This is a genomic window from Haloarcula sp. S1AR25-4 (assembly GCF_031624555.1).
In the GTDB taxonomy this organism is placed as follows: Archaea; Halobacteriota; Halobacteria; order Halobacteriales; family Haloarculaceae; genus Haloarcula; species Haloarcula pellucida.
Genome location: NZ_JAMQOR010000002.1, coordinates 624876 through 636615, shown reverse-complemented (window position 1 = coordinate 636615; position 11740 = coordinate 624876). Strand labels below are relative to the sequence as shown.

Below are 11740 nucleotides of genomic sequence, written 5' to 3'. Positions count from 1 at the left end.
GAACCGGGTTCGCGCCTCTGTGGCTACGCCCCGTCTGGGACGGACACCCAGAGCCGTGCCGTCTGATACGGCGACTGTGCGTCGCCGCGATACAGTCGGAACTGTACTCGGAGTCGCTCGCCCCGTACCCGTGGCGCTGCGAGCGTCCGCCGGAACTGCTCGCTCTCGCTCGCTGCCACGCGGCGCGAGAACCGGTCGAGGACCTGTCGCTCGGTGACGACCGACCGGTTCCCGTCCGGTCTGACTCGCTGGAGTTCAGCGACGACGGTGTAGTTCGTCGGGTCGTCCTCGTAGTTCCCGATACCCACGACGATCGGTTGTTGGGAACCGGTCTGCAACGTCTCCGGGTAGCCTCCGGCGACGAGTTCGCCGTCCTCGGTTTCGGTCAACAGATACAGTTCCGAGAACTCCGCTCTGTCCGTCGGGGTCGACGTGGTGTATGCGACCGTACCCACGGCCAGACAGACGCTCAGCAACAGCACAACGGTGAGTAGTCCGTCGACTCGGTCGTTCGGGTTCGTGACCGCTCTGAGACTGCTGTGAACGGTCGCCACGATTTCGGGCTCGTACCGAACGTCGGGGGACAGTCGCCGTCGCCGCACAGCAGCGACGAGCACAGACGGGAGCGTAACGAGTGTCAGTGCGGCGAGCACCGGGATCAGTCTCAGTCCCCACGGTGTGACGTTCAGCGCCACCCCAGTCAGCGAGACGAGCGCTATCGACGCGCCGACGGCGAGCACCACCCGCTCGAAGCCGTCGACGCCGTTCCCGGACAGTTCGCCGCTCCCGACAGTTGCCGAGACAGTCCTCTCGTCGTCCGTGCCGCTTCCCGGAAACAGTGCTGCGAGGAGCGCGTAGCCGGGAACGAACAGCGTGATGAGACCCGCGACGACGAACCGAAGTGGCGTCGACGCGACTCCCGGGCCCAGCGTCACCAGCCAGAGGAGCCCTACGGCACCTATCACTAGCTGTATATCCGTTGCAACGCGGGGCGATGGCCACCCCTCGCTCCACGACCCGTCTCTGTCGGGCATCTACGGGAACAACGCGCTCTGTGACAAAATACCCTCGAATCTCGGGACAGGCTGCCGGTCTGCTGTCCGGTCTTCGGAGTGCCACAACAGCAGTTGTCTGCCGGGGACTCTCACTCCGCCGGTCGGAGAACGACGGCGCTCGACGTCGCCGACGCCCGCTTCTGTCGTCCCCGCACGCAACCAGCGCAGGGGTCTCTGTACTCGAGTGGCGTAGCAACTCGATTGGATGGCTACTGGTCGTTCGAGGCCAGATGATCGTCGGATACGGTTCGAGGACTCCGTGGGGATGTCCACACAAGACAGGAACAACGTCTTCTCGGTGGCTATCGGACGTCTCGTGACCGTTAGTGTGTACTGTTCTCGGTCAGCCCACCGGCCAGCGTGAGATTTCCACTCGAATCCATATCGGCTATCTTTGTCCCGGAATCGTTGAAAAACCCGAATCCACCGTCGCTCTGTATGGTGAGCCGGACTTGTCCACCGATGTTTATATCGAGATCTTCCGAGATAGAACCTTTCAGAGTGTTGACGTTGAAGATATCCCCATCGGACAGATCCACGTTGCCAGACGATTGGACGCCAAAGACGAGATTGTCGTCCGCGTCCATCGCTTTCACGTGGTAGTTCCGCACGTCTTTCGTCTCGATAGCGCTTTGCCAGACACCTTCCATGCGTTCCACACGGACTGCCACATCGGCTTCGCCTCGCCCGACTCCGCTCAACAGCAGGCCGCGCCCAATCCCGTCGACGTCGGTGTTTACGTCGGCCTCTATCGCGTAGCTATTGGCACCGCTGTAGCCGTCCCCGTCGTCCGTAATCTCGACGAGTGGGTTCAACGCCCACACGTCCTGATCGCTCGTCCTCGCTGCACAGTAAATAGCGGTTAAATCGCCATCGTTAGTGTCTTTGGCGGACGCATCCAACTGCGAGTGGATTCCATAGATTTTCCGCGTTTCGGACGCGTCGAAGTCGTAACTCTGGAGTAGTCCGTAGTAGTTAGTGTTCCCCTGACCGACTGCGTCCGCCACGGAATCGCTAATACTAGTTGTCTCGAGAACCTCTGTACTACCAGATTGTGCGGATAGGGTGTCCGACGCTGTCCCGTCCGTGTCACTCGGCTCTGTGTCGACAGCTCTACCAGTCGTTTCAACTGAGCCCGAGTCCTGACAGACTTCTCCGGTTTCGTCGTGTCTTCCGGTCACACTGCCGCCGGTGACTGATAGGCCGACAGCGCCAGCAGCGGCGCCAAGTCCCAGTTTCAGAACATCACGCCGATTTACCAGCATCTTCTGGAGCGTCTGGCGCATCTCCCGGTTTTCTCTCTCTAGTTTTTCGACACGCCGCTCGAGATCGACGTTGTCGGTATCAGTCTCTTCGATGGTCATTTCATGGCCCGGATAGTGGGATATCTGGCAAACCGCCGTATCGGGAAGCCAACCCCGCATCTTCGTCGATTCATTGCATTGTAACACCTCGAGGTGAACACCGTACGTCACAAACCTGTGAGTATTGTAATTCGTTATGTAACCTGTCACGACCCCTCGATTTTGGCACGTCGCATCGAGATAACCGGCGCAGGGTACGAACTGACTGGCGTGAAACGCTCGGGGTTTGAGCAGGGCCGGTGATGGAACCAACAGTCTATCTGCTACATTCCCGGACTGACCGATAGCGGCTGTGTGATCGGTTGCTACCTGATTCGGTTCGATAGGGCTGTCCGTCCTCTCCTCGGCTATACCCGCTCAGGTCGGCGTCGTCATCGCTCACTGATAGCGGTATACGGAACGTACCAATCACGTCCCCGACGAGACGGTATCGTCTGGGTGATAGCGGATCAGCGGGATAGCGAGTGTGAGCAGACGGGCCGGAACGTCACAACCGTTCAGGCGGCCGAACGGCGGTGTGGCATCTCGTCGCACAGAGTGTCCGACGCAGACGGGCCGCCCTGACTCACTCCGCGGCCCCACAGGGACGAGCGAGTGGCGTGGACGCCGACGGTGTATCGAGTGGACGCTCGCGTTGCTTTCGGTCGCCGACGGACAGTATCCTCGGGTCCGGTGTGAGCCACCCGACCCGTACCACACCTACTTCCTGTTGTGGATCGAACAACACACTCGGAGGTAGCACGATGGCTCCAGACAGGCGGACAGTGCTCCAATTGACTGGCGGCGCGGTGGCCGGGATACTCGCTGGTTGTGCCGGCGGCGGTGGCGGGACATCGGTTGAAGCGACCACGGACGTCGCGATGGTTAACAGTCAGTTCGACCCGCGAAACGTCCACGTCGGGGCGGGCGCGACGGTCACGTGGGCGAACGAGGACGGCGACGCCCACACCGTCACCAGTGCGTCGGACAACTGGGTGGTGGACGTGGAGGTGCCGGGTGGCGAGACGGCGACGCACACGTTCGATAGTGACGGTGTCTACGACGTGTACTGTCGGTTCCACGGCAGTTCGGACCTTTCCGGGATGAGCATGAAAGTCGGCGTCGGCGAGGCGACCATCGAGCAACCACTCGGTAGCGGCGGTGGCGACGTCGGGGGTGGGTACTGATGGACCGACGGACGTTTCTGACACGCGGTGCCCTCGTGACGGTGCCGCTGGTCGCGGGGTGTTCCGGACAGGGGGCGACGATGGCGGGTCACCGGCCGACCACGTCGACGGCGACGGAGACACCCACGCCGACGCCGATACCGGACGACGACGGCGGGGGCTACTGACATCGGCGCGTGTCACTCCACCGACAGGCGGCTGCGAGTGAATACTTTTGTCAGTAGAGTGCTAACAATGAACAATGGCGACCGACACAGGGACGACAGACTATCGGGTCGTCGTCTCAGTGGCTGACCCCGATCACGTCGGGCAGTTGATGCGGACGGCCCTCGACGTCGCCCGTGACCGCGACGGTGACGTCTTCGTCGTCAGCGTGGTCGGCGAGTCCCGGTCGTCGCCGTTCTGGGTGTTCCGCGACGAGGTCATCAAGGCGGAGTTCAGCGGCGATCGCCGCGAGCTACTCGACCGTGCCATCGACGCGGCCGAGGGGACCGGCATCGACGTGGACGGGCGACTCGCCGTCGCGGACAGCGTCGCCAGCGGCATCCTCACGGCGGCGACGGACTGCGACGCCGACGCGATACTGATGGGCTGGCACGCCCGCCGGCACAGCGACATCCTGATGGGACACATCGTCGACGACGTCGTGGCCTCGGCCCCCTGTGACGTCCTCGTCGAGAAGATCGGCCCGACCGCGGACGGCGTCGAGACGGTTCTCCTCCCCGCCGGCCCCGGGGCGCACACGACCCTCGCGGCGGGCGTGAGCCGTGCCATCGCCCGCGCGAACGACGCCCGCGTCGACGTGCTCAGAGTGGTGGCACCGGACGCCGCCGACGAGACGCGCGAGGAGGCCGAGACGCTCGTTGCGGAGGCAGCGTCCGCCGTCGGCGACGTGGCCACGACGACGAACGTAGTGGAAGGCGAGGACGTCACCGAGACGCTGGTCTCGGCCGCGGAGGAACGGGACGTAACCGTCGTCGGTGGCGGCGGCCGCGGGCGACTCCGCCGGGTCGTCGTCGGGTCGACCGCTCGCACGGTCGGCCAACGCGCCGAGACGACCGTCATCGTCGCCACTCACTCGCAGGGGCCCCGTTCGTGGCTCGCTCGCCGACTCTCGTGATTTCGACCGCGGGAATCGCCGTTTCGGCGACGCCCGTCTCGCTCGCGTCGACGTTCGGCGCGTCTTTGCCCTCACTATCGGCGTCGGCGAGCGCGGGATACCGCCCGACGGCGTCACCCGTTCGCCTCGACGTAGAGGCCCAGCGCCATCACCACCGACCCGACGGTGACGACGCCGCCGGTCCAGGCGAGCAACGCCTGCGTCGCGTCGGGGAAGCGGTCGGCCAGAGCGACGAACACGCGCACGTCCAGTGCGACCACGACGAGAGCACCCACGAGGTCGAAGGCGAGGTCGAAGGCCGTGTCTCGCCAGCCGTAGTGGACGAGTACTGGCTCGATACCGTAGCGCTTGCCGACGGCCCGCGCGACCAGTTCCCCCAGTTCCCAGAAGACGCCGAGGAGGAACGTGTAGACGACGGTCGTGACGGCGATGGCGAGCGGCGAGAGCGTCAGCGCCGCGTCGGTGGCCACGGCGACGACGAGGCCGGCGTACAGTAGCGCGGCGACGAGCGCGGCAGAGACGGTGTGAGTGAGGTGGTCCCACCACCAGACGGACTCGTAGGGGCCGAGCATCCCCACCGAGTGCAGGAGGCCGGCGACGGTGACCCACACCGGCAGCGCCGGCGTGTCGACGGCGAGCCACGGCGACTGGAAGCCGCCGGCGACGAAGACCGAGCACAGAGCGAGGACGAGCGACACCAGCGCGTTCACTATCGCGGCGCCGTTCCGGCGGTGAACGGCGACGACGAGCAAGAGCGTGAGCACGCCGAGGAGGACAGCCAGTACTCCGTTCGATTCCCCTACCATCGGTACGAACCGCTGCTACCGGAGTTCGTCACCCGGCCGGCATGACTCTTTGGTCCGTCGGGACGATGGTCGCACTCCCGCCGACGTAGGGGCCCACGTGTGGCCTACCTCGATGTCGTCTGTTCGGCGGCCGAGTGCGACCGCAGGTACCGCTCCGGGACTCGACTGCGTACGCGCCGGGGAAGTGCCGGGAGGACGCTGCCGAGTATCGCGTCGGCGATGGTCGGCAAGACGCGCCGGAGCGCAGTGTAGACGACCGCCACGCCCAAGCTAGCGGCGACGACGCCCTCCAGTACGCCCTCGACGCTCCAGAAGAGCGGGACCGAAAGCGCCGTCGAGAGCAGGAGGTCGCCCGGCGACCCGTCGTAGCGGACCCAGCGACGGGGTTCGAGCCACCGGCTGTTGTAGTGGTCGTACACCGCGCGGTCGGACGTCGCCTCCCACGGCCGCAGTTCGAGGCCGCCGCCGAAGACGTCGGCGACGCTGTGAGTCGCCGCGCCGAGGAGCAAGACGGCCGCGCCGACGGTCAGGGCCGACGGGAGCAGTGATGCGAGGACGAACGTTCCGGAAGCGAGGGCGGCGTAGTACACCGGATAGTGGAGCGTTCGACGGTGGCCGACGTACATATCGAGGTCGGGGAGAATTCCGCCGAGCAAGCCCGCGACGAGGGCCACGCCGGCGAACTCCGGGACGGCGTACCCGGCCGCCAGACCGAGGAGCATGCCCGCCAGCGCGTGCGTCGGGAGCATCATTGTGGCGTGTCCTAGGGGACAGAATCCGTTGAACCTATCGGTGGTCTCGACCCACCGCGTCGGCCCGGACTCGCGGGCCACACTGTCGACGCCGGTGCCCACCGACGAACAGAACTGGGGTCCCGAACTGGTCGACGGAAACCCGGCGACGCGGCCGAAGGAGACGCCGTCGGGGTCCGTGACGTATCGAGCGCGCAGGCGCTGAAACGAACGACCATGGTGCGTGGTGGACGTACAGAGCGATACGTCACACGCAAGTTGGCGATGATCTTTTAAACTCCCCGGGGTAGACAAGGAGCTATGACGAAACAGCGGCTACGGGACAATCTCCGTCTTCTCGGCCTCTCGTCGAAGGAGATCGACGTGTATCTCACGATTCTCGAACACGGCGAGGCCAAAGTGAGTCACATCGTCGACGACTCCGACGTCTCTCAGCGGTACGTCTACGAACTGTGTGAGAAACTGGACGAGCGAGGGTTGGTCGTCCTCAACGACCACGTCAGGCCCTCTATCGTGCGCGCACGGGAGGCCGAGAACGCCATCACGGGCATCACCACCCAACTCGAAGAACTCGAACAGGACATCGCCACGCAGCTAGCTACCCAGAATCTCTCTGCCCTCGAAGTCGAACTGATACAGTCGAGACAGACGATCCGAAAGCGCTGGCGAAAGTTCATCAGCGAGGCCAAAGAGGAGGTGTTCATCTGTCTGCCCGCGACGGCGTTCGAGCGGTTCCAAGCGGAGTTGGCCGCCGCTGTCGACCGGGACGTGCTCGTTCTCGTCCTCCTGACGGAACCGGGGCTGGACTCCACGGACAGTGAGGCCCTTTCCAGTCACGCGAGTCTCGCGCGGTCGTGGCCCTACGAACCGCGCCCACTCTTGACAGTCGACAACACGACCGTCGTCCACGACGAACCGAAACTACTCGTAGACGAGACGGCCGACGGGGCCGCTGTCTCGCTTACGCGGTCCGCCGTCGCCGGCAACCTCTTTAGCACGTACATCAGCAACTACTGGCGGATCGCAGAAGAAACGTTCCGCTGTGAACCGGACGAGCTACCGCAGTCGTACCCACAACTCAGGAACGCGATCGTCCACGCGACGCTCCACGAACAGGCGGGCCACGACCTGACAGCGACGATTCGGGCACAGCGTACGACGTCCGACGAGGTGGTCGAGATGGAGGACGTCCCCGTCGTCGAGATTCGACAGGGGTTAATCGAGCCGTTCACCAACCGCTTTCCCATCGAGAACGGCATCAGCGTCGCTTATGAGGGGGAGGTCGTTTCTGTCGGCGGCATCAGCGCGATTATCGAGGAGTACGAGGCACTGGAGATAACGCTCGACACCGGCGGGTGAGACGACCCTCGCTCGGGAACGGTCGCGGCGCGTCCGCGCGTCAGGCGGGTCGGGTTACCCGAGACGACGGGGCAGGCGAGTGGCAGTCGCTCGCCTCACTCCGTGATTTCGAAGTCGCCGAACGCGACTCTGCTCTTTGTCCCCTCGTTGTGTGAGGTGACGAACATCCCCGCGTCTTGTCTCTCGGCCGCAGTGGAGAGGTCGACGGTCCCGATTTCGGTGAACGTCGAACCGCCGTCGGTGCTCGCAAACCCAGTAAACGTCGTTCCGTCCTTTTCGAGTCGGAGGTGAGTCGGGAAGCTGTAGGGCACTTCCGCTCCGATGAAGCTGTCGACGAGGCCGTCACCGTCGGCGTCGACGTGCATGAACGGTCCCAGACGCGGTGCCGTCGCTACCAACAGGTATCCGGGCGACTCGCCGGCGCCAGTGATGTCGTTTCGCACCATGATACCCGACTTGGCGAACGGGTTGGTCTGTTCCTGGTCGAGAACCGCCGCCGTGACGGTGCCGCTCTCACCGAGTCCGTCGTCTACGTAGACGGTCCCGTATTCGTCGGCGTAGCTCTCGACGTCCTCGCCGGCGGCGTTGATGAGGATCCGGTCGTCGCTGCGACCGAACTCCGCGGGCGCGGACGCGAACGTCGAATACCGCTCGGGAAGGGTGGCGGCGTACGGGTCCCGGACGGTGATGGTCTGTGCCGGGAGTGCATCGTCGGGAGACTGTCCGACGGTGATCTCGTACTCACCGGGTTGGTCGAAGGTGAGGCTGAAACTGTCCGTCTCCCGTGTCGAGGAAAAGCGGACGAGGACGGTGGCTACCCGTTCGCCGTTGGCGTAGACGTTCAACTCTTCGCCCCCGATGAACTGGCCGGTGTGTGACCCGGTTATCTCGACCTCGAACGGGAAACTCACGTCGGCCGCGTCGGGCAGAGCGAGGGACTCGTACCGCTGCTCCGGTCGTTCGTACTCGGGGAGTTCGGTCTCCTCCCGGCCGCTGGCCTTCCGCAGTCGGATTGCCTGACCGCCGCTTGGCACGACCGACGCCAGCACGGTCGTACTCGGGTCGACGATCGCCTCGTCGATGCGAACGTCCGTGGGGTCCTCGTCGACGCCCGCGTCGATGCCGTCGCTGTAGATCTCCGCGACGTACTTCGGCCCGAATACGGCGTTCGAGCCGTCCGCAGAGGCGCTGCGCTCGTTCGCCTGTCCGCTCCCACAGCCCGGTGTGAGAAACTGCAACGGCACATCGAGTGCCCGCCCGCGGTCGCCGGTCATCGTGCCGACGAACCACTCGTCCCCTGACTCGCGTGCCGTGACGGTGTAGTCGCCGATTTCGGCGTCGATGACCGTCGTGTCGTCCCAGCCGCCAGCAGGGACGGCTTCGAGGAAGGCGAATTCGGGTTCGGTCTCGAAGTTCTCGTTTTCGGGCGTGTAGCCGGCGTAGTCGCTCGGAACGGGTGACGCCGCACCCTGCTCGGTGACGGCGACCGTGTTGAGGTTGAACCCGCCGACGTCGCCGGTGAACTCCCCGCCGGAGTCGTCGTAGTCGAGTTCGACGGCGACGGTGTTATCGCCCTCGGTGAGTTCGACCGAGGTGGTGAACACCTGCCAGTCGTCCCAGTGCTCCGTCAGCGGCAGTTCGAGCGTCGCCGTCGAGTCGTTCACTCGGAGCGTCGCCTGTGCGTGTCCGGCGTCGAGGACGCGGTTCGCGTTCGTTTCGCCGTCGCTGGCGTAGCGCAGATGGAGGTCGTACGTCCCGTCCGCCGGAACGTCCGTGACCGTCCACGACACCGACGACCCGGACGGCACTCGGTTCGGGTCGACAGCGACGTAGTTGGTGCCAAAGGCGTCGCGCCAGTTGTCGGCGGTGACGAACCCACCGAGGTCTCCGGCCGCCGCTTGGACGAGTTCGCCGACGCCCAGTTCGGGATTGATGTAGGCCTCGATACGGTCGGCGGCCATCTGCATCCCGGCGTTGTACGTCGGGTACATGGCGAGTTGCTTCGCTCGCGTCGTCTGAATCTGCCCGCCGGTGTCGTCGTTGAACGTCACGTCGAAGATGCCGGGCTGGAAGCTCGTCGGGCCTGCCAGCATCCGGGTGAACGGTAACTCGACGTGGTGGGCGGCCCCGAGGTTGGAGGCGAGGGCCTCGAAGCCGTCGAACTCCTGTGCCTTTACGGTCTCCGTGGCCGCCAGATTGGGGTACGTTCGGCGCTTGCCCGTCGGCTTGTCGGCTTCGTGTCGTTCGAGTAGTTGGCGGTTCCCCGCCGCCTCGCGGGCGACCAGTTCGTGGTGATTGACCGCAATCTGGCAGTGGTGGTTGATCGTCGGCGATCCGTCGCTACTCTCGTGAACCAGACCCGGGTCCGAGACGTATCCGTTCTTGATGCTCCGAATATCGTTGTCCTCGTAGAACTGGAAGATGTCGTCGGTTAGAATCTGCTCCTCGTAGTTGTCCACGTTCCCGGCGGTCTCGTTGTGCGCGGTCATCTCGACGCTCGGTGACAGCGACTGCCCGTAGTCCGTGACGGCAGTCAGGCTGAAGTCGGGCGAGGACTGGCCGAAGTCCATCGACGTCCCCGGCCCGGACATGTAGCTCTCCCAGCCGACGTTCCAGCCTTCGACGAGGACGCTGTCGATGCCGTTCTCGCTGGCAAAGCGCATGTACCGCTTCATCCGCTCGGTGCGGGCGCCGTGGATGTACCCGGCCGGGTCGTCCCCGTTGTGCGCTATCTCGGCGTCCGACTTGTACCACCAGTTGGCGTTGCCGGCGATCATCGTCCACCAGATGCCGATGTACTTCTTCGGCGTTATCCAACTCGTATCCGGTTCTCCGTCGACTGTCGGCAGTACCGACTCGTCGAGGTCGTCGTTGAGGAGCGGAATCATCGAGGATTCCACGAGGTCACCCGGAGTGGTGCCTATCTGTATCGTCCGCCACGGCGTCACGGTCGGCGCCGCCGTCGACACCTTGGTCCCGTCGGGGAGCGGCGCGAGTTCGGCGGCGAAGTCGGTGCCGCCGCTGTCGGATCGAGGCGCGAGCGACATCGTCGCGTAGTCGGTCAGGTCCGCCTCGTGGACGCTCAGATAGGCGTCGTCGGAAGCCTTGACCGTAAGCGGCGTGTGCACGCCGTTTCGGATCGCGTTCCCGTTGGGGCGGATGGTTCGGGTTCCGGCCTCGACGTCGCTGAGGGCGGTCTCCTCGTACTCCTGTTCGAAGCGCGGATTGACGAACTCGTTTTTGATCCACCACGCCGTGTAGTCCCCCGCGAAGTTGAACTGCGTGTTCTCCGACGTGACGACCGCACTGTCGCTGTTGCTGGCGAACGCCTCGCCCAACGCGATCCGGAACCCCAGACCGTCGTCGAACACCCGAAATTCGAGGGTCGCCGAGCGGCTCGGCCCGGCCGTCTCGGCGAGGCCCACCCGCAGGACGTTGTAGTCTGCCGTGACGCTCTCGTACTGGTCCCAGATGGGGTCCCAGTTCTCCGTCTCGGTGCCGCTCTCGCTTCCGGTGACGGTGAGGGCGGGTCCCGTCGTCCCGTCCGCTGCGGTGCCAAACGACTGCTGGTTCTGGAAGTCGAAGCCGAGCGCCGACGAGTCGACGTACGTCTCTCCCTCGAAGGCTACCGAGTACGTCGGTACGCCACTCGATACGTCGACTGTCACTTCGATACGCCCGTCCGGCGAGGCGACCGTCTGCGTGTCGTCGTCCTCGTCGTTGGCGAGCTGTCCAGCGACCGTCTCCGGAACGTCCAGCGTGTACGCCGCGGCGGCCAACACGCCGGTTAGCCCACCGAGGAAATCCCGACGATCCAATCCAGTTGTACCCGATTTATAGTTCATGTCCACCGCAATTAATGAACAATTGGGTAATAAGTATTTCTGTAAAACTATTACACACGCTGGAAAACTGCCTGCAAGTTCAAGGTCCGCTCGGCGTCCGGTGGCTGACAGCGACGCATCCCGCCGGCGTCGTCGCTGGTCGAGGGGGCTCTCCGCGGTCGGCACCGCTGTGTGCTGGGGAGGCGTGATACTCGTTCCCGCCGACGGTCTCGATGTCCCAGCGCTTGTGGGACGACCCAGAGCGGACGACCCGTCGACTCGCCGCCCCCGGTA

At 64.6% G+C, this 11740-nt stretch carries 10 protein-coding genes; 5 read left to right on the top strand and 5 right to left on the bottom strand.

All coding sequences use genetic code 11. The features are described 5' to 3' along the window. Positions 1 to 23: 23 nt before the first annotated feature. A complete protein-coding gene (locus NDI85_RS11925) occupies positions 24 to 1034 on the bottom strand; it encodes a DUF1616 domain-containing protein (RefSeq protein ID WP_310915888.1) in 1011 nt (336 codons plus the stop codon). A gap of 344 nt (positions 1035 to 1378) precedes the next feature. Continuing rightward, the gene (locus NDI85_RS11920) at positions 1379 to 2569 is read right to left on the bottom strand and encodes a hypothetical protein (RefSeq protein ID WP_310915887.1); all 1191 of its coding nucleotides are present in this window, start codon (positions 2567 to 2569) and stop codon (positions 1379 to 1381) included. A 593-nt stretch (positions 2570 to 3162) separates the two neighbouring features. Between NDI85_RS11920 and NDI85_RS11915 the strand changes: the two genes are divergently transcribed. From NDI85_RS11915 to NDI85_RS11905, 3 genes are all read left to right on the top strand, one after another. After that, positions 3163 to 3585, top strand: a complete 423-nt coding sequence (locus NDI85_RS11915; protein WP_310915886.1) for a plastocyanin/azurin family copper-binding protein — start codon at positions 3163 to 3165, stop codon at positions 3583 to 3585. Next, a complete protein-coding gene (locus NDI85_RS11910; RefSeq protein WP_188996209.1) occupies positions 3585 to 3752 on the top strand; it encodes a hypothetical protein in 168 nt (55 codons plus the stop codon). Before NDI85_RS11915 ends, NDI85_RS11910 begins: the two co-directional genes overlap by 1 nt. Positions 3753 to 3826: 74 nt before the next feature. Next, on the top strand, positions 3827 to 4705 hold the full coding sequence (locus tag NDI85_RS11905) for a universal stress protein (RefSeq protein ID WP_188996211.1): 879 nt from the start codon (positions 3827 to 3829) through the stop codon (positions 4703 to 4705). Positions 4706 to 4818: 113 nt separating this feature from the next. On the opposite strand, the gene NDI85_RS11900 is transcribed toward NDI85_RS11905, so the two are convergent. After that, a complete protein-coding gene (locus NDI85_RS11900; RefSeq protein ID WP_310915885.1) occupies positions 4819 to 5511 on the bottom strand; it encodes a hypothetical protein in 693 nt (230 codons plus the stop codon). A 104-nt stretch (positions 5512 to 5615) separates the two neighbouring features. Continuing rightward, complete coding sequence (locus tag NDI85_RS11895) at positions 5616 to 6263, bottom strand: metal-dependent hydrolase (RefSeq protein ID WP_310915884.1); 648 nt, start codon at positions 6261 to 6263, stop codon at positions 5616 to 5618. Between the two features lie 28 nt (positions 6264 to 6291). Between NDI85_RS11895 and NDI85_RS11890 the strand changes: the two genes are divergently transcribed. Further along, a complete protein-coding gene (locus NDI85_RS11890; protein WP_310915883.1) occupies positions 6292 to 6468 on the top strand; it encodes a hypothetical protein in 177 nt (58 codons plus the stop codon). A gap of 95 nt (positions 6469 to 6563) precedes the next feature. Beyond that, complete coding sequence (locus tag NDI85_RS11885; protein WP_310915882.1) at positions 6564 to 7622, top strand: TrmB family transcriptional regulator sugar-binding domain-containing protein; 1059 nt, start codon at positions 6564 to 6566, stop codon at positions 7620 to 7622. A 95-nt stretch (positions 7623 to 7717) separates the two neighbouring features. On the opposite strand, the gene NDI85_RS11880 is transcribed toward NDI85_RS11885, so the two are convergent. After that, a complete protein-coding gene (locus NDI85_RS11880; protein WP_310915881.1) occupies positions 7718 to 11467 on the bottom strand; it encodes a glycoside hydrolase family 97 catalytic domain-containing protein in 3750 nt (1249 codons plus the stop codon). Positions 11468 to 11740: the final 273 nt, after the last annotated feature.

Bases quoted from the DNA above. Each gene is read 5' to 3' on its own strand.
- NDI85_RS11925 (WP_310915888.1), bottom strand. From the start codon at position 1,034: ATGCCCGACAGAGACGGGTCGTGGAGCGAGGGGTGGCCATCGCCCCGC.
- NDI85_RS11915 (WP_310915886.1), top strand. From the start codon at position 3,163: ATGGCTCCAGACAGGCGGACAGTGCTCCAATTGACTGGCGGCGCGGTG.
- NDI85_RS11910 (WP_188996209.1), top strand. From the start codon at position 3,585: ATGGACCGACGGACGTTTCTGACACGCGGTGCCCTCGTGACGGTGCCG.
- NDI85_RS11905 (WP_188996211.1), top strand. From the start codon at position 3,827: ATGGCGACCGACACAGGGACGACAGACTATCGGGTCGTCGTCTCAGTG.
- NDI85_RS11900 (WP_310915885.1), bottom strand. From the start codon at position 5,511: ATGGTAGGGGAATCGAACGGAGTACTGGCTGTCCTCCTCGGCGTGCTC.
- NDI85_RS11895 (WP_310915884.1), bottom strand. From the start codon at position 6,263: ATGATGCTCCCGACGCACGCGCTGGCGGGCATGCTCCTCGGTCTGGCG.
- NDI85_RS11885 (WP_310915882.1), top strand. From the start codon at position 6,564: ATGACGAAACAGCGGCTACGGGACAATCTCCGTCTTCTCGGCCTCTCG.
- NDI85_RS11880 (WP_310915881.1), bottom strand. From the start codon at position 11,467: ATGAACTATAAATCGGGTACAACTGGATTGGATCGTCGGGATTTCCTC.